General features: G+C 60.9%; 14 protein-coding genes. 2 read left to right on the forward strand and 12 right to left on the reverse strand.

Features of this window, described 5'->3' with window-relative positions:
- The 11 genes from GSM73_RS27240 to GSM73_RS11935 form a co-directional block, all read right to left on the reverse strand.
- On the reverse strand, positions 1-610 hold a 610-nt coding region (locus GSM73_RS27240), incomplete at its 3' end, for a glycogen/starch synthase (protein ID WP_372241381.1).
- Positions 611-1,168: 558 nt separating this feature from the next.
- Complete coding sequence (locus tag GSM73_RS11890) at positions 1,169-2,134, reverse strand: D-2-hydroxyacid dehydrogenase family protein (protein ID WP_160892626.1); 966 nt, start codon at positions 2,132-2,134, stop codon at positions 1,169-1,171.
- Between the two features lie 11 nt (positions 2,135-2,145).
- Complete coding sequence (locus GSM73_RS11895; protein WP_047226570.1) at positions 2,146-3,177, reverse strand: alpha/beta fold hydrolase; 1,032 nt, start codon at positions 3,175-3,177, stop codon at positions 2,146-2,148.
- Positions 3,178-3,263: 86 nt separating this feature from the next.
- Positions 3,264-3,698, reverse strand: coding sequence for a YqaA family protein (locus GSM73_RS11900; protein WP_160892628.1), 435 nt, complete (start codon positions 3,696-3,698; stop codon positions 3,264-3,266).
- Positions 3,698-4,144: a DUF411 domain-containing protein gene (locus GSM73_RS11905; RefSeq protein WP_076385001.1), complete on the reverse strand. Its 447-nt coding sequence runs from the start codon at positions 4,142-4,144 to the stop codon at positions 3,698-3,700. The genes GSM73_RS11900 and GSM73_RS11905 overlap by 1 nt, the downstream gene beginning before the upstream one ends.
- A 259-nt stretch (positions 4,145-4,403) precedes the next feature.
- Positions 4,404-6,398: a methyl-accepting chemotaxis protein gene (locus GSM73_RS11910; RefSeq protein WP_047226567.1), complete on the reverse strand. Its 1,995-nt coding sequence runs from the start codon at positions 6,396-6,398 to the stop codon at positions 4,404-4,406.
- Positions 6,399-6,601: 203 nt separating this feature from the next.
- Positions 6,602-7,546: a GNAT family N-acetyltransferase gene (locus tag GSM73_RS11915; protein WP_160892630.1), complete on the reverse strand. Its 945-nt coding sequence runs from the start codon at positions 7,544-7,546 to the stop codon at positions 6,602-6,604.
- A complete protein-coding gene (locus GSM73_RS11920; protein WP_160892632.1) occupies positions 7,543-8,817 on the reverse strand; it encodes a phenylacetate--CoA ligase family protein in 1,275 nt (424 codons plus the stop codon). Before GSM73_RS11920 ends, GSM73_RS11915 begins: the two co-directional genes overlap by 4 nt.
- 52 nt (positions 8,818-8,869) lie before the next feature.
- Entirely contained in the window at positions 8,870-11,281 is a 2,412-nt protein-coding gene (locus GSM73_RS11925) for an acyl-CoA reductase (protein WP_160892634.1), read from the reverse strand.
- A gap of 1 nt (position 11,282) precedes the next feature.
- Positions 11,283-12,410 carry an acyl-protein synthase gene (locus tag GSM73_RS11930; RefSeq protein ID WP_160892636.1) on the reverse strand — a complete coding sequence of 376 codons (1,128 nt, stop codon included), beginning with the start codon at positions 12,408-12,410 and terminating at the stop codon, positions 11,283-11,285.
- 27 nt (positions 12,411-12,437) lie between these two features.
- Positions 12,438-13,673 (reverse strand): MFS transporter, encoded by a 1,236-nt coding sequence (locus GSM73_RS11935; protein WP_160892638.1) that lies wholly within the window; start codon positions 13,671-13,673, stop codon positions 12,438-12,440.
- Between the two features lie 308 nt (positions 13,674-13,981).
- Here GSM73_RS11935 and GSM73_RS11940 point away from each other — a divergent pair, with 308 nt between their 5' ends.
- Positions 13,982-14,170 (forward strand): hypothetical protein, encoded by a 189-nt coding sequence (locus tag GSM73_RS11940; RefSeq protein ID WP_047226561.1) that lies wholly within the window; start codon positions 13,982-13,984, stop codon positions 14,168-14,170.
- A 9-nt stretch (positions 14,171-14,179) separates the two neighbouring features.
- Here GSM73_RS11940 and GSM73_RS11945 read toward each other — a convergent pair whose 3' ends face one another.
- Positions 14,180-14,560 carry a fe2+ zn2+ uptake regulation protein gene (locus GSM73_RS11945; protein ID WP_047226560.1) on the reverse strand — a complete coding sequence of 127 codons (381 nt, stop codon included), beginning with the start codon at positions 14,558-14,560 and terminating at the stop codon, positions 14,180-14,182.
- A 267-nt stretch (positions 14,561-14,827) separates the two neighbouring features.
- On the opposite strand from GSM73_RS11945, the gene GSM73_RS11950 reads away from it, so the two are divergent.
- Complete coding sequence (locus GSM73_RS11950; protein WP_160892640.1) at positions 14,828-17,176, forward strand: acylase; 2,349 nt, start codon at positions 14,828-14,830, stop codon at positions 17,174-17,176.
- Positions 17,177-17,224 lie beyond the last annotated feature (48 nt).

A 17,224-nucleotide genomic window follows, 5' to 3' on the forward strand; every position in this document is an offset into this window, starting at 1 on the left:
GGGTAGGCGTGCGTTGCCCACGCCAGTGCATATAGGCCGGCGCCAGACCGGCCGGCCAGTCATGGGCGTGGACCAGATCGGGGCACCAGTGGATTTGGGCGAGGTTGGCGGCGATATCAGCTGCGGCCAGGCCCAGCCGGGCGAAGCGAATGTGGTTGTCGGGCCAGTCGCGACCGTTGTTGGCCCCGTAGGGTGAGCCTTCACGGGCAAAGAGTTCCGGACAGATCAGTACGTAGATCACCAGGCCGTCGGCCATGTCCATCCGCCCGATCTTGCAGGGCGGCAGCGCGGCGTGGCCGCCCAGTTCACCGATGATGTGGATCGGGTTGCCGCTGTTCATCACCTGCGGGTAACCGGGGATCAGCACTCGCACGTCATGCAGGCCGGCCATGGCCCGGGGCAGGGCGGAAGAAACATCGCCCAGGCCGCCGGTTTTGACCAGGTCGGCAATTTCCGAGGTTACGAACAATACCTTCTTGCGATTGGGATTCTGCCTGACGACCGGGAGCAGTGCCTTGCCGCCGGTGGCCAGCACCGGTGCCGTCGGCGAGTCAGTCGCCAGCGGAAGTTGAGAACGGACTTGCTGTGGTTCCAAGGCAGCACTGATCATAACTTTCTCCCATTTTCTCGATCTGTTTCCGGCAAGCGCCAGAGCTGTTGTTTCATTGGCCGAATCCTGCGGCCAGGCGCACAAGCGCTACGCAAGGTAAGCAAAGCGCTGCCCAATGCGGTTAAGCGAATCAGGTGAAGGGGCTGCTTCAAGGACTTGCAAGGACTGCACCAGCCGTTGTTGCCCTACCTCTAACCTGACCCGTCGCCGTTGCGAAAAGTTTCCACTTTTTTTCGTCTGGACGACCGGTCGGTTTTCTCCCCGGTTTGGCAGTCTAGGTCAGAACCTAGAGCGGTGCGGCGCGCTTCGTCGAATTGTCCGACAATCAGCTTTGTTGGCGGCAATGTCTTACACGACAAAGCGGGATACGCACCGACGAAGTGCAGTTTCTGGAAACGTAATGGGTGTAAGGGGAAGGGGGTGTTTCATCGGCGTGCGCGATGCAATGGCGCGATGCACCATCAGGGGGCGGGTGAAATAGAGGCATTTTAGTGGCCATTGTTGGCCCGGAAATACGCTGTTTCTGTGGGAGCAGGCTTGCTCCCACTTAAAACGTGTTCAGTCGCCAGTGGGGGTCAACAGGCGGATCGGTTTGCCGGCCGCCCAGGCTTGCAGGTCTTCGATCATCAAGGAATAGAACTTCTGATAATTGTTCCGGGTGACGTAACCCACGTGCGGTGTGGCCAGTAGATTTTCCAGGGATCGGAACGGGTGGTCGGATGGCAGGGGTTCCTCGGCGAAGACGTCCAGGGCGGCACCGGCCAGGCGTTTGTCGCGCAGGGCGTCGATCAGGGCGGCTTCATCGACGATTGGACCGCGTGCGGTATTGACCAATAGCGCCTGGGGTTTCATCCAGCCCAGCGCCTGGGCGTCCACCAAACCGCGGGAGCGGTCGCTGAGTACCAGATGCACCGAGAGAATGTCAGCCTGTTCGAACAGTTGCTGTTTACTCACGTAGGTCACACCCACTTCTGCGGCCCGTTCAGCGGTGAGGTTCTGGCTCCAGGCGATCACCCGCATGCCGAAGACCTGGCCGAACTGAGCTACCCGTGTGCCGATGCTGCCCAGGCCGAGGATCGCCAGGGTCTTGCCATGCAGGTCGCCGCCCAAGCCTTGTTGCCATAGCCCGGCGCGCAAGGCATTGGCCTCCTGCACCAGGTTGCGGGTCAGGGCCATGATCAGCGCCCAGGTCAGCTCGGGGGCTGCGTGCTTGTAGCTTTCGGTGCCGCATACCTGGATACCCAGTTCGGCGGCTGCCTTGAGGTCCAGGGCGGCATTGCGCATGCCGCCGGTGAGCAACAGCTTGAGGTTGGGCAGGCGGCGCAGCAGGCCTTCGTCGAATGGCGTGCGTTCACGCATCACGCAGATCACTTCGAAGCGGTGCAGGCGCGCGGCGAGGGTGTCGCGCTCGGCAGGGTACTCATGAATAAATGTCACCTGGCCGATGCTATCGAGCACCGACCAGTCCACCACGTCCCGCGCTACGTCCTGCCAATCATCGATGACTGCTATTTGCACCGCCATGGAACACCTCGTCAGGGAATGGGTTTGTTCAGCCAGCCCAGCAAGGCCTGGTGGAACCGGTCCGGCTCTTCCATCTGTGGGGCATGCCCCAGATGGGCGAACTCCACCAGGGTCGACTGGGGAATCAATTGAGCCACCTGCTTGCCCAGCACTTCATACCGGCCCAGTTTGGCTTTCACGGCCGGCGGCGCGATGTCGCTGCCGATGGCGGTGGTGTCGGAGGTGCCGATCAGCAGCAGCGTCGGTACTTTCAGGTCCTTGAATTCGTAGTAGACCGGCTGGGTGAAGATCATGTCGTAGATCAGCGCCGAATTCCACGCGACTTGCGTGTGCCCCGGCCCCTTGTTCAGCCCGGCCAGCATGTCCACCCAGCGCTCGAACTCCGGTTTCCAGCGGCCACCGTAGTAGGTCTTGCGCTCGTAGTTGCGGATACCGTCGGCACTGAGTTTCAGTTCGCGCTCGTACCACTGGTCCACGGTACGGTAGGGCACGCCGAGGGCTTTCCAGTCCTCCAGGCCGATGGGGTTGACCATCGCCAGCCGCTCGACCTGATCGGGAAACTGCAAGGCATAACGGGTGGCGAGCATGCCACCGGTGGAGTGGCCGAGCACAATGCTTTTCTGCACCCCGAGGGCCTTGAGCAGGGCCTGTGTGTTGGTTGCCAGTTGGTGGAAGCTGTACTGGTAATGAGCGGGCTTGCTGGACGTACAGAAACCGATCTGATCCGGGGCGATGACCCGGTAACCAGCCTCGCTGAGGGTCTTGATCGAGTCGCCCCAGGTGGCGGCGCAAAAGTTCTTGCCGTGCATCAGCACCACGGTGCGACCATTGACCTCGCCCTGGGCCGGCACGTCCATGTAGCCCATTTGCAACGATTGGCCCTGGGACTGAAGGGGGAAGTGCTTGAGTGTGTAGGGGTATTCGAAGCCTTGGAGTTCCGGGCCATAGGCCGGGCCTTCAGGCGGGTTTTCGGCCTGGGCGAACAGCGGCAGGGCGGCCGTCAGAAACAGGCTGGGTAACCAGCGAGCAGTGGAACGCGACATGGGCAATCTCCTTTGGGCATCCGGCCGATCCTGGCGTGGCCCGATTATGGCGACATTAACCACAGGCAACCCAAAGTCGCGAACGTTCAACCCATCCAGCCCAGGGTCGCGAGGGCGAGTGCGCCATAACGCAACCCTTTGGCCAGGGTCACGATCAACACAAAGCGCCGCCACGGCTCGCCCATCACGCCCGCCACCAAGGTCAGTGGATCGCCGATGATGGGCATCCAACTGAGCAGCAGCGACCAACGCCCATAACGCTGATAATGCACGCGGGCCTTGTCCAGATGCGCCGGACTGACCGGAAACCAGCGCCGATCCTTGAACTGCTCCAGGCGTGTGCCCAGCCACCAGTTCACCAGCGAGCCCAGTACGTTGCCCACGGTGGCGACCCCCAGCAACAGCCAGATTTCATAGCGTTCGCTGAGCAACAGCCCAACCAGCAGTGCTTCGGATTGCAGCGGTAACAAGGTGGCGGCACCGAATGCCGCCAGGAACAAGCCGATGTAAGCCTCGCCCATCAGTGGGCCGGGTAATCCGCCACCACGGTTTGAGTCCCGTCGCTTTTCAGGCCGATCACCTGATACGCATCACTCATGCCGTCCGTTTCCATACCGGGCGAACCCATGGGCATGCCAGGCGCGGCCACACCGAGCAGGTCGTTCCGTTTGCTCAACGCCAGGACCTGGTCGGCCGGGACATGCCCCTCAACGAATTTGCCATTGATCTGGGCGGTGTGGCAGGAGCGCAGGTTTGGCGCAACACCCAGGCGTTGTTTGACTGAACTCATGTCGGTTTCAACATGGTCGTTGACCTTGAAGCCGTTTTCTTGCAGATGTGAAATCCATTTTTTACAGCAACCGCAATTGGCATCGCGGTGTACGTCAATGGTGATCGGTTCGGCGGCCTGGGCCAGGGTGGTGACAAAAAACGCGCTCAGGGCGAGCAGGTGCAGGGGATTGGCCATGGGGACAGTCTCGTGTCGAACAGTTTGGGAGGAGGATAACAGAGTAGCGAGCGTGAGCTGACAGTGGGCTGAGGGGCGGATTACAGAGTTGTCAGGTTGGGGGCGATGCTGATTCGAAGTTCGGCGCAAACCCGCAGAACTCTGCGGGAGCGAGCCTGCTCGCGATCGCGGTGGGTCAGCTTGGCCAGTGTCGACCTTGCCGCCGTCATCGCATGCAGGCTCGCTCCCTCAGGTTCATATGCAAACAGCCTGGGGCGTTTCAGCGCACCTTGAACCGCCCCATGATCGCATTCACCCGGCTGTTGGCTTCCAGCAACTGGCGGGTGTTGTTCTCGCTGGCCAGGCCACTTTCCACCAGCTCTTCCACCATATGGCGGATCTGCACCATGCTGCGATTGATTTCCTCGGTCACGGCGCTCTGCTGTTCGGCAGCGGTGGCGATCTGAGTGCTCAGGCTGTTGATCTGGCTGACGGAACCGGCCATTTCATCCAGTCCTGAATTGACCCTGGACGTGGCGTCGGCGGCCGACTGGCAGCTGGCCTGGGTGTTTTCCATGGCCGAAACCGATGAACTCACGCCCTGGGTCAAGCGCGTCAGCATTTCGTTGATTTCCGAGGTGCTGGCCTGGGTGCGGGCGGCGAGGGCGCGTACCTCGTCCGCCACCACTGCGAAGCCTCGACCCTGCTCACCGGCCCGGGCGGCTTCGATGGCGGCGTTAAGGGCCAGCAAGTTGGTCTGCCCGGCAATGGCGCCGATTACGCCGAGAATCTCGGTGATGCGTTGAGCGTCCTGCTGCATGCTTTCGACTTTGCGGGTAGCACTGGCGACTTCATCGATCAAGGCCACCACACTGTTGGACGCCTCTGCGACAACTACCCGAGAATGGTCGGCATGTTCATTGGCGCGTTGGGTGAACGCAGCGGTTTCGGCGGCGTTCTGCGCGACGCTTTCGGCGGTGGAACTCATCTCGGTGATGGCCGTGACGGTCTGATCGGTTTCCGAGGCGTGGCGCATCAGGATTTCGCTGGTGTGGGCTGAGGTCCGTTGCAGGTTGTCCAGGCTTGTCGCCATGGCGCCGGTCGCCTGGGTGACTTCGCCGATCATGTTTTGCAGGTAAACGATGAAGCCGTTGACCGAATGACCGATCGCCCCCAGTTCATCCTCGGCGCGGATGGTGATGCGCCGGGTCAGGTCGGCATCGCCGGTGGACAGCGCATCGATGTTGCTCTTGAGTGTCTTCATGCGGTTGGTCAACTGACGGATCGCGTACAACTGCATCAACACCAGCAGGATCACCATCGGGATCTGCAGCAGGCTTAACGTGCTCAGTACATCGTCGCGCTGGGCGGTGATCAGGCGGGTTGGCAAGGCGGTAGCCAGGAACCACGGCGAACCTTCGATAGGCCGCATGAAAAAGGTACTGGCCTCACCCTTGTTATCAAATTCGACCCGCTGCAACGGCTGGTCTCGTTGGGCCAGGCCGGCCTTGACCTGTGCGGCGAAGGGCGAGGTTGCCGCCAGTTCGCTGATGTTCTTCAGCACGATGGGGCCGCTGATGCGCGAACTGTTGCTGATGATCTTGCCATCGCCTTCCACGATCAGCATCTCGGCGCTCAGCTCGGCTTCCTTGCGTGCCACCAGCTCATTGAAGAAGCCCAGGGTCACGTCGATGGTGGAAACGCCATAAGGCGCGCCGTTCTTCTGGATGGACATGGCGCAGTTGGTCCGCGGCTCAGCGCTGGCGTCGTCTTTATAGGCGGCGGCCCAGGCGCACTTGCCGGCGGGTGTGGCCATGCCGCCCTTGTGCCAGGGTTGATCGTAATAATTCGGCGCCGCGTCGCTGTTCCAGAAGGTATTGACCACCAGTTTGCCCGACGCGTCGCGGTGCCAGAACGTGCTGAATTTGCTACGCCCTTCGGCCCGCTGATTAGGCAGCGGCCAGATCCCGCCACCAAAGACTTTCAGCTCGCCGTACTGATCCACCAAGCCAGGCAGGACCCTGTCTATGGCATCGCTGTCGAGCAGCGGGATGGTCTGGGTGATGCTGCGTTGCTGCGCCTGAACCTTGTTCAATTCCCCCTGGATCTGCTCGGCCACTTCGCTGATGCGATTAAGCGCCACTTGCTCTTCGGTGTGGCGCAGTTTGGGCGCGACGAGATAGCTGATACCCACGACGGTCAGGATGGACAACAACAGGATGAATGAAATCAGGAACAGCGTGTAGCGCGCCTGAATGGTGCGAAATGCGGGCATGTGGGAATCCTTGCTCGAAGGCGTCTTTCGGGAGCTGGCACAATGGCCTGACTTATTTTTATCGGCCCGTCGCTGGACAGCTTGAGGGGTGCCCACATAGCAAACATTACCGCTGATCGGGAAAGATCGCAGCGTGAACGCCGCGATCTTCCAGCATTTCAGCGCGACTTTTTTGCGTGGCCACAGCGCCGAATACTCCGTTTTTACGCCGCCGAACCTGCCTGGGCACTCCTCCAGATGTGCCCTTGGGCTTGCACTTGTTCGTGGAGCCGTTGCATCGGCTCCGAATGCAAGGTGAGCGGGCGATCCAGGGCGCCACGGTGAAACAGCGCCTGCCAGCCGGGGTCGCCTTCGGCAGGCATGATCCCGGTGAAGATGAATCCGGCGTCCATCAATCGTTGGTAATCGTCGGCGAATTGCTGACGCAGTCCGAGTCGCACTGAAAGTGACCAATGGGCCGGCAAGCGCAGCAGTTGCCCGGCCAGGCGAAGGCCTATGTACCCGGCCACAATGTCGATTCTTCCGGGCAGCTGTCGGATTTGAAAAGGCTGTACCGAAGGCAAGGGCGCCTCGAGCGAGGTACCAAACAGCGATGCCAAGGGTTGCGTCAGCCATTGGCATGCCGCGGGCCATTTGAGGTGCGGCAGCGGGCGGCGATGGCCGCTGACCACTTGGCTGCCGACCACGATGGTTTCGGCGTGGACCGTGGCGAAAGGTGAGGGCACATGGTCAGGCAGCAGCCCGGTGTCATGGAACCCCAGGCGTTGTGCCAGACGCTGGCTGTAGCAATGGCTGGTGACTTGCTTGATCGACAGCCTGGCAAGTCCGAGGTCCTGGCAGCTGTCGAGTAATTGCTGCCCCAGGCGCGTCGCAATCTGGCCGCCCTGCACCGCGGGGTCCACCGCGATCAGGGCCAGTTCCGCGTCTTCACCATCGGCCGTCTGCCGACACAATGCGGCATGACCGACCACGCGCTCATCCTCCACGGCGACCATGGAGTGCCAACGGTTCAGCAGGTTGTGCAGGCCAATCATGTGTGGCAGGTAGACGTCTGGTGAGACGTAGTGATCGCCGTAAACCCGGCGGAACAATTCGCTGGTTCCGACGCCATCCGTGGGCCTGAACGCTCGGATGACCACGCTGCTCATCCGGCGTGCCTCGCTGTCAACGGAGCATAGGTGCGGCGGTCGATGATCGACAGGTGCTTGCCAGAGCGTGGATGGCGTTCCAACGCTTGCAGGCCGCAGGCCTGGACGTGCAGGTCGAGTTGGTCGATACCCGGATACTGTTTGGTCAAGGCAGCTTTCAATGTGTTGGAGAGTGACTGGCAAGCCTGGGTTTGCCCTCCAGGCACCCATTTGAGCAACACGCGGTCGTTGTTCTGTGCGTGCTCGATGATCAATTGCCACTGAAGGTCACCGCCAATGCTGCGGATGATGTCGCTGATTTCCTGCGAAAACAGTGAGAAAACGCCTACCCGCACTCGCTGGCTTTTCGCGCTGCGGCCCTGAAGCGCGAACTTGCGTCGCGGGGTGCCAACCGGCTCGCGCCAGCACGCTCGGTCGCCCACTGGATACCGCACGATGGGCATCAGGGTTCGGGTGAGGTTGGTCACCACCAGATTGCCGGGCCGATCGCACGCCTGGATGACCTCACCGCTCAGTTCATCGATGATCTCCACCCGTATCTGTTCGCCGAATACGCGGTGCTCGCCCAGGTTGCAGTCCGGTGCGCTGGCGCCCACCAGCCCGGCGTCGACGCTGGCATAGCCGATGGAGGCGAAGCGTGCCTGTGGGAAGGCGCGCTGCAACGCAGGCAACTGGCTGTCGAACAGATTTTCTCCGCCGAACAGCACGGTGGTGATGCCGGGCAGCGTTCGCCCCTGTTGATCCAAATGGTCGGCAAACGCCAGCAGGTGCGCAGGCACGCCGGCCAGCACATTGATGCGGTGGCCGGTCACCGCCTCGGTCAGCACGTCGAGATCCACCGCCCCGGTGAACGGGAATTCGGTGATGGCTACATCGACTTTGCCAAGGGCGCCATGAATGAACAGGAAACTGGCGTACAGGTCTCCGGAAAAGAACAGGTTGGCGATTCGATCACCAGCCCTCAGTTGTGCTGCCAGGCTCTGACCGAAGCATTCGAGCATCCGCTGCCATTCAGCGTGGGTGTACACAGACAGCTTTCCCTGACTGGTCGTGCCACCGGTTTTGTAGATCAGTGCGTCTTCGACTTTGCCGGTCAGTACGTCCCAATGGTCCAGGTCATGACTGCCGGCCCAATAGTCGGCGACGTCGACAATGGGGACATCCTCCAGAGCGCAATTCTGCGCGGGTAAATGCCGTAAAGACTTGCGGTAGAACGTTGAATGCGTACGAATATGGGCGAGCCATTGTTCGAATGGTAAAGAGGTGCTCATCAGGGTTCTCTCGGACTCTAACGTCCGCTTATTCAATTACACGGGAAAACAATCAAGCGGTGATTCTGCGATCAATCACCAGCGGTACTTTGCCGCTGTGTTTGTTATGTTCGAAACTTGTCGCCGGACAGGATTGCACGTCCAGTACGAGCATTTCGGACTCCACCAGCGTGGACAGCAGTTCGAGGCCCATGACCTGGCTCCGGACCGTTTGTGCATCGCCATCGGCGCGAATCAACAGGCGTTCGCAGCCGCTGCTGTGGTAATCGAGTACGATCTGAATGGCCGTTTGTGCCTGCTCAGCCAGCTCGTGGGTATTGATCAGGTACGTCACGATGCGTATCAGGGCGCCGTGGCGCTGGCGCAACTCGAACCGGGGTGACTCCAGGCCACACGGGCAGGGAGCGGTGAGCCAGCGCCCGCAATCACCAACTTCGTAGCGGTGAAGGGGCTGCGCTTGGCGTCTGCGCGAAGTGAACAGCAGCCGTCCGGTTTCCCCCGACGCGACCGGAGCGTCCAGTTCCAGCTGGACGATCTCCAGGTGTTGAATGTCCTCCATGAGGTGGAATACACCCTCGCCGCTGGCAGTGCAGGCATGGCCAAGGGGACCCGCGTCGACGCTGCCATAGATGGCTGAGCGAATACTTGTCACGCCGCAGTCCTCAAGCAACTGACGGCAGCCTGGCCCCAGGTGCTCGCCGCCCAGCATGACTTTGCGCACGCCGCCGTAGCCTTGAAGGGTTTCTCGCTGGCTGGAAAACAGGCGCTGCAAGGTACTTGGCATGCCAACCAGGGTATTGACCTTGTGAGCGACGATCATCCGTGCGATCTCTTCAAAGTCCGCATCTGACGTCGCACCCATGGGGTAATGCACGGCGTTCATGTGCTCCAGTATTTTCGAGAAGCTGAAGAAGCCACCGTAGAGGTTGCCGCCATAAAACAGATTCATCACCCGATCCTTCGCCGGATCCAGACCGGCCGCGCGCAGTCCATCGGCGGCGGCCCGCATGTGGCGATCAAAATCGCGGTAGCTGTAGGGCGACAGCACCGGTGCGCCGCTGCTACCACCTGAGCGGAAGAACAACTGGGCCTCGGGTGCGGCAGGCAGCGCCAGGAATGCCGCTTTGTCCATGATCGGCGTCGAGGGTGAAATGGGTGTCGTGGTCGGCGGGGCGTCCAGTGTCACACGATGACTGGCGACCTCTGGTTCAAGACCGACCGATACCCGACGACTCAATCGTTGCAGCGCGTAGACGCCGTCGTGAGGCTCGCCCTCGTAGCCTTGCTGGATGTCTGCGGTTGCCGAGATGCGGGTCACGCCGGCGGCCAAGACGCGACGTGCCAGTTCAGGCGCCCGTTGCGGTTCACAGATCAGCGCGCAGCTCTGCAACACGTTTCGCCAGGGCAGCAGGGTTTCGGTGATCAGCCCGTGGGGCACCGGTCGTAACAAAAGCGTGCGAAACAGTGGCGATGGCAACAGGTCGCGGTGATGCTCCCAAATAATGCGCCAGCCGTGGCCTTCCCAAATCTGGCCGGTTTGTCCTGCAAAGCTGTGGTCGAGTCGGGCAAGTGCCGTGCGGGTGGTGATCTCGCACGCTTCGGCTGCACTGGTTTCCAACGCTGGCCATTGTCCGGCGCGTCGTTCAAATGCGTCAGCCAGGGCGTCACCCAGTGCCAGCATCTGAGCCGGCTCGTCGCTGTCCACCAACAGCCACTGGGGACTGGAACAGGCTTGCTGATCGAGGCGGCAGACCTCATCCACCAGACTGTCCAGCGCCTGCTCGTTGACGGCTTGCGGCGTGACATAGGCGAAGCTGATGCGATGTCCCCAATCGATCCAGCGGCAGCCGCTTGGAAGCTGGTCACGCATGGCCTTGAGTGCTGTCTCGCCACCCCAGGCGCTGACGCCCTGGGCCAGCGCGAAGAGACGCCGGCACTCGTGGTAGGGCACTGGCAGCACCGCAACGTAATCGCGCAACTGGCCGCTTGGGTCGCAATCGAGGAACGTCGCCAGCACCCGCGCCGTCAGGTCTGCATCGCGCGTGCTGGGTCGCAGCCAGTTGACGTTGCCCGCCAGCAGGCTTTCCAGTGCCGCGAAGAACCCCAGCAGCGGAGCATTGCCGGGGGTGACATGCACCACCAGCCCCAGGGGTTGCCAGCTTTCGAAAGGGCCATCGCTATAGTCGATTCGGCGCAGCGAGCGCGCGTCCGCCCCCAGCTCCCGTTCGAGTTTGCGGCTCAAATGCTTGCGTTCGCAGAAGGCGATCAGTGCCTGGCGCTGGTCGTCGTCCAGGAACGGAGTTTGTTCTGGGGCCCGCAGCATCTGTGCGAACGCCTGCGCACAATCGAGCACGCTATCACTGGGGGGCGGTGCGTCCAGAAGAGCAGGCAGTTGCGTCTGCAGGCGTTCAAGGGCTGTATCGAGGGGCAGATCAGCGTGCAGTTGGCCATTGATGAGATACATATCAATTCTCCTTGATCAATTCGGAAGCGGCCATGGCGCAGCTTCGGCTGGCACTGGTGCCGGCCCGACCGTGCAGCTCGAACCATTGGGTGTTCAGGCCGCACTCACAATTGGCCGGATGCAGGGTCGCCAGATCGCTCATCACCACGGCATGGGCGGGACTGGAAGAGATGTAAGGCGAGACGAATGACAACAATCCCGCCTCGCCGAAGGGCTGGACACTGAAGTTCGAGGGGTGACGTATGAAAGCTTTCGAATAGACCGGCACATGAAACCTGTGATGCGCACATTCGATGTACGGCACGGCGTGCTCGACGGCACCGTAACCGTCGCGGCAGCGGTGCGCCTCAATGCCCAGTTGCCGGGTGATGTGTTCATAGACCTCGTGGCGGGGGATCTCCTGGGCGGCCTGTTTTTTCCAGCCGCCTCCCAGAAATACCAGGGAGTCGGGGGCAAGTTTGAGGTTCGGCGTCGCAGTTTCACGCATGCGCTCAAGCGCATGACACAGCAGCGCCGGGAAGCCAAAGATCCGCACCGGCAGGCCCTCTTCGGCGAACTCCTGAAGGGTCCGGATCGCGCCAAAGACATCGAACTCATGACCTTTTCCGGTGCGCCGCAGCGCATGAAAAATCCGATTGGCCGGTGCGAAGCTGCGCAAGAACTGGTCCGTATGAGCGGTGCCGACGTGATTGACCTTCTCCGGTTCGTGACTGAACAACAGGTAGTTGCAGGGCGAATCCGGCGTGAACCAGCCGTAATGTTCAAAGATGCGCGCCACCATGCCCTGGGCCGCGGCCATGCTGCGCTCGTCGTAGCGCATGCGGCTTTTCTGGCCGCTGGTGCCGGAGGATGTCAGCTCTAGCGCGTTCTCGCCGGTGGGGCTGAGCAACAAGCGCTGTTTGAAGTAATTGGCGTAGATGGGCGGCAAGCCCGACCAGTCAGTCAAATGCTCCAGATCCTCTACCGCCAGGCCGTTGGCGTTGAGCCAGTGTTCGTAGCCGGGGGTGTGGTGGCAATGGAACAGGCTGATCTGGGCCATGGCCCGATCAAACAGACCAGCAGGTACCGAATCGGGATCGTAAGGCTGCGCCAATGCACACAGCGCATCGGCGTGGGGAAAATGAATCATGGGTAACGTTCCTCAGGGAGGGGATTTTCAGACGTGAGCGGCCGGTTGCGACAGGAACAGACGCAGCGCCACAAGGCAGCTGAGCCCGGCAATGCCGACCATCAAGGCAAAGGCGTTCAGGCTTGTTCCGGCGCCCAGCAGCGCGAGCAGTGAGCCGGCGGTGCTCATCACTGCGATGGAAATCATCCCGACCATGGCCGAGACCAGCCCTTTACTGTCGTCGCTGGCGAACAGCGCCAATCGATACAAGGCCGCGTTGCCCATGCCCAGCCCCAGGGCGTAGAGCGCCAGGCCGCTGACCAGCGCGGGTACGCCAAGGTTGAACAGGCTGGCGATCACCAGTGCGATGAGGCCGGTAGAAAAGGGCCACAGGCTGTAGCGCAATACCCCGCGCACGCCCACCCGCTCCACCAGGTGATTGAGCAGGAGATTGCCAAGGATCACGCCCGAGAACACCGGGATTTGCCACAGGCCATAGACCAGGGGCGACAGGCCCTGGTCCTGGATCAGCAGCAGGGGGGACAGACCGATCCAGGCAATCAGCGGCAGGCTCATCAACCCCAGCGCCACGCACGCGGCCATGAAGCCGGAGTGACCCAGCAGCGCGCCATAGCGCCTGATGAGTGTGCGCAGTTCGAACGGCTCCAGGGCCGGTTGCCGGGGGCAGGAGTGCGCCAGACCGGGGCTTCGGGGCATGAATGTCCATAAGGCCAGCCAGCTCACTGCCCCCAGACCTGCCAGCAACATGAACAGCTCGCGCCAGGACAGCCATTGCAGCAGCAAGCCACCCAGCAGCGGCCCCAGCAAGGGCGAGAGGAGGGCGAGATTGCCCAGCAACGCCATGACCTTCACAGCGTCCGACTCGTTGAATACTTCCTGGATGGCCGGGTAGCTGACCGCGATCACGAAACCCAGCCCCATACCCTGGATCAAACGAAGCCCGTTGAATCCCTGCATGTGGGTGACCAGGGTGATCGCCGCGCAAGCTAGGACAAAACCGGCACAACCGGCGAGCATGAATGCACGACGCCCATAGCGATCGGATAACGGACCGATCAGCCACGGCAGCAGAACACCGCCCAATAGATACAGATTGAAGGCGTAGGGGATTTTATCCGCGGGCGCATCCAGTTCCCGGGTCACCGCGAGCATGGCCGGCATGACCAGGTCGCTGGCCAGATAAGTCAATAGTTCGAAAAGAGCGATAGCCAGGCAAAAACCTGTCAATCGTATTGGCGAAAGAGTTGCCAGCAAGGTTTGCATGATTTCCAACGTCGATTTTCGGTAAGGAGGTAAGCGCCTCTTATTCGAGAATACGTTGGGGGAATTCAGGGCCGAAAGAAGTCTTCCCCTTTGTTTGTGGCAGAAATATGAGTTAATTCTGTAAGACAAAAGTCCGCCAGGGGCGGACTTCTGTGGTGATGCAGGTAATTAATCTGATGGGCTTCGGTTGCGTGAGTACGCCCGTTCGGCTGTACCATGAGACCCCGTCTGCTGCCCGCTATTTCCAAAACACGGTATGGGGCTGGCAAGCACGGGGATACAGAGCGGATACATTCAGGAAATTGGCAATGACTCAATCGCAACGTTTGAAATACTCGATTCTGGTGGTCCTCGTGGTTCTGGCGATCATGCTGGGACTGACCTGGATGCAGAACAACGGCATGATCAGCGAGCAGCTGTTTCAATACATCGCGATTGCCGTCGCGGTCATCGTGGTCGTGATCAACGGCGTGATGCGACGCAAGGTCAAGCCCTGAGCGCAGGCGTCACTCCCCGCCCTGGAGCACGTGCATGGCCTTGCGGTGCAAACTGTAGGTCTTATCGGGGTTAAGGGTGACGACACCCTCGCTGCACAGGCGCTTCAACACCTCGCGCACGCTGAGGAAGGACAATGGAATGTCCAGCCCCAGCAGTTGACTGTGTACGCCCCGCACACCCAGGCTGCGGTTTTCATCGGCGGCCTTGAGTAATGCATCGATGACCTTGAGGCGAATCAGGCTGGTTCTGAGGCCGAAGCTCTTGAGCAAAAGCCTGATGTGTTCATTGCTACCTCGTTCTGCCGGCCTGTCGAACAGGTTGTGAGTGGCTGTCGCCGGAACGCCGGTCGACCTGGGCTTGCCCTCCATGGGCTGACGCGCGTCATGCATGCAAAAACTCCTTACCAGCCTGTTCAGAAAAGGTCACGGATACTCTCCTGTAATAGGACGAACGAACGCGGCCAATCATGAAGGCAAAAAGCTGAAAAATTTGTCTGGAGGCGATCAAACGCCCGTAGTCAGGCGGTGCCAGGCCATTAATTTTTTTTCATCCCATTCGTTTTCAAGGGAGGCACATTCCGGCCAGGCACGCGGTATGTGAATTCCCAGGCAGCCGTCCTGGTTTTAGAAAGTATTGGATCAGGAGTGAACGTGAGAATGTCCGGGCAGTTATCGAGGTTTGGCCTCGCAGGTGTGTTTTTCGCAGTGAGCCTGGGGTTCAGCTGCGTCGCCAGCGCTCAAAGTGATAAAGAACAGGCCAGTGCCGAGATCCGCCGCACCAGTTTTGGCGTGCCACATATCCGGGCTCAGGATGAGCGCGGGTTGGGCTACGGCATCGGGTATGCGTACGCTGAGGATAATTTATGCCTGCTGGCCAATGAGATCGTCACGGTCAATGGTCAACGCTCGCGCTACTTCGGCCCGGAGCAGGTCACGCTCGAACAGCGGGAGAACCGCGTCAGCGATGTATTTTTCAACTGGCTCAACACGCCGCAAGCCGTTTCCGGTTTCTGGCAAGCCCAGACGCCTCAAGTACAGCAACTGGTCGAAGGCTATGTGGCGGGTTTCAACCGCGCGCTGGCCGAACGCAAGGCCATCGGCCTGCCCGAGCAATGTGCCAGTGAGTGGGTGCGGCCGATCACCGCGCTGGACCTGGTCAAACTGACCCGGCGCCTGTTGGTGGAAGGTGGCGTCGGCCAGTTCGCCGAAGCCCTGGCGGGCGCTCAGCCGCCACAAGCGACGGCGGACGTTGGCGAGCCGAGGACAGGTTTCGCAGGCGCTGCGACCCGGCAGCAGCGTTTCGCCCTGGAGCGTGGTAGTAACGCGGTCGCCATCGGCAGTGAGCGCTCCTTCAACGGGCGTGGGATGTTGCTGGCGAACCCGCACTTCCCATGGCTGGGGGGCATGCGTTTTTACCAGATGCACCTGACCATTCCCGGCAAACTGGACGTCATGGGCGCGGCCCTGCCAGGCTTGCCCGTGATCAACATCGGTTTCAGCCAGCACCTGGCCTGGACCCACACCGTCGACACCTCTAAACATTTCACGCTGTACCGTCTGCAACTCGACCCGAAAGACCCGACCCGCTACCTGCTCGATGGTCAATCCGTACCGATGAGCCAACAGACGGTGACGGTGGACATCAAACAACCCGATGGCCAGGTGCAGAGCGTTTCGCGGGTGGTCTACGGCTCGCAGTTCGGTCCGATCGTGCAATGGCCCGGCCGGCTGGACTGGGATGACAAGTTCGCCTACAGCCTGCGCGATGCGAACCGGGAAAATGATCGGGTGCTCGCCCAGTGGTACGCCATGAACAAGGCCGTCACGCTCAAGGACTTGCAGAGTGCGGTCCATGAGATCCACGGTATTCCATGGGTCAACACCCTGGCGGTGGACGATCAGGGGCAAAGTCTCTACATGAACGTGTCGGTGGTACCGAACGTCGATGCCGACAAGTTGGCCCGCTGCAGCGACCCGCGGGCAGGGCTGCAACTCATCGTACTGGACGGCTCACGCGGCGAATGCGCCTGGGATATCGATCCCGAGGCCGTGCAAAAAGGCATTTACGCCGCCGACAAGCTACCGCAGTTGTTGCGCCGCGATTATGTGCAAAATTCCAACGATTCGGCCTGGATGGTCAACCCTTCACAACCCTTGTCCGGTTATTCGCCCTTGATCAGCCAGCAAGACCAACCGCTGGGCCTGCGTGCGCGTTTTGCTCTGCAGCGGCTGGGTCAACTGGCCAAGGACGGGCCGGTGAAGGTCGATGACTTGCAGCGCATGGTCATGGACGACCAAGTCTACCTTGCTGATCAGGTGATGCCCGACCTGCTGGGCTTTTGTGCCGGTGACCTGGGGGCCGATGCCGTGACGTTGACCCAGGTGTGCAACGATCTCAGGGTCTGGGATCGAACCGCTGGCCTGGACAGCGGATTGGGCTTCATTCATTTCCAGCGCATCATGGCGCAGTTGCAGGGGGTGCCTGATTCATGGCGTGTCCCGTTCGATCCGCAAGACCCGCGACATACTCCAAACGGCCTGGCGATTGAGCGTGCCCCGGTGCACAAGGCTGTGCGTCAAGCCATGCTGGCCTCGCAGGCCTCTGTGAAGGCCGCCGGATTGCCGAAGGATAGCCGCTGGCAGGACATCCAGGTTGCCAGCAGTGGCAGCCGGCAGACGCCAATCCACGGCGGCCCCGGTGAGCTGGGGATCTATAACGCGATTCAGAGCGTGCCAGGGGCCAACGGCAAACGGGAAGTGGTCAGCGGCACCAGCTATCTGCAAGTGGTGAGTTTTGATGGCAAAGGACCTCGGGCTGAAGGTCTGTTGGCATTTTCCATTTCCAGCGACCCGGCATCGCCGTATTCGGCCGACCAGACCCAGGCATTCTCGAAGAAGCAATGGAGTGCGCTACCATTCACCGAACAGCAGATCAAAGCCGATCCGCACTATCAGGCGGTGATTATCCGTGAGCGTGATGAGGCGGGCAGGGTGGCCGCGCACTGATCGCTGTTGTTTTACACAAAAGCCGCGACCTGATCAGGTCGCGGCTTT

The organism is Pseudomonas sp. PICF6 (assembly GCF_009831705.1).
Lineage (GTDB): Bacteria > Pseudomonadota > Gammaproteobacteria > Pseudomonadales > Pseudomonadaceae > Aquipseudomonas > Aquipseudomonas rhizophila.

Bases quoted from the DNA above. Each gene is read 5' to 3' on its own strand.
- GSM73_RS11950 (WP_160892640.1), top strand. From the start codon at position 14,828: ATGTCCGGGCAGTTATCGAGGTTTGGCCTCGCAGGTGTGTTTTTCGCA.
- GSM73_RS11900 (WP_160892628.1), bottom strand. From the start codon at position 3,698: ATGGGCGAGGCTTACATCGGCTTGTTCCTGGCGGCATTCGGTGCCGCC.
- GSM73_RS11920 (WP_160892632.1), bottom strand. From the start codon at position 8,817: ATGAGCACCTCTTTACCATTCGAACAATGGCTCGCCCATATTCGTACG.
- GSM73_RS11935 (WP_160892638.1), bottom strand. From the start codon at position 13,673: ATGCAAACCTTGCTGGCAACTCTTTCGCCAATACGATTGACAGGTTTT.
- GSM73_RS11890 (WP_160892626.1), bottom strand. From the start codon at position 2,134: ATGGCGGTGCAAATAGCAGTCATCGATGATTGGCAGGACGTAGCGCGG.
- GSM73_RS11940 (WP_047226561.1), top strand. From the start codon at position 13,982: ATGACTCAATCGCAACGTTTGAAATACTCGATTCTGGTGGTCCTCGTG.
- GSM73_RS11925 (WP_160892634.1), bottom strand. From the start codon at position 11,281: ATGTATCTCATCAATGGCCAACTGCACGCTGATCTGCCCCTCGATACA.
- GSM73_RS11930 (WP_160892636.1), bottom strand. From the start codon at position 12,410: ATGATTCATTTTCCCCACGCCGATGCGCTGTGTGCATTGGCGCAGCCT.
- GSM73_RS11915 (WP_160892630.1), bottom strand. From the start codon at position 7,546: ATGAGCAGCGTGGTCATCCGAGCGTTCAGGCCCACGGATGGCGTCGGA.
- GSM73_RS11945 (WP_047226560.1), bottom strand. From the start codon at position 14,560: ATGCATGACGCGCGTCAGCCCATGGAGGGCAAGCCCAGGTCGACCGGC.
- GSM73_RS11895 (WP_047226570.1), bottom strand. From the start codon at position 3,177: ATGTCGCGTTCCACTGCTCGCTGGTTACCCAGCCTGTTTCTGACGGCC.
- GSM73_RS11910 (WP_047226567.1), bottom strand. From the start codon at position 6,398: ATGCCCGCATTTCGCACCATTCAGGCGCGCTACACGCTGTTCCTGATT.
- GSM73_RS11905 (WP_076385001.1), bottom strand. From the start codon at position 4,144: ATGGCCAATCCCCTGCACCTGCTCGCCCTGAGCGCGTTTTTTGTCACC.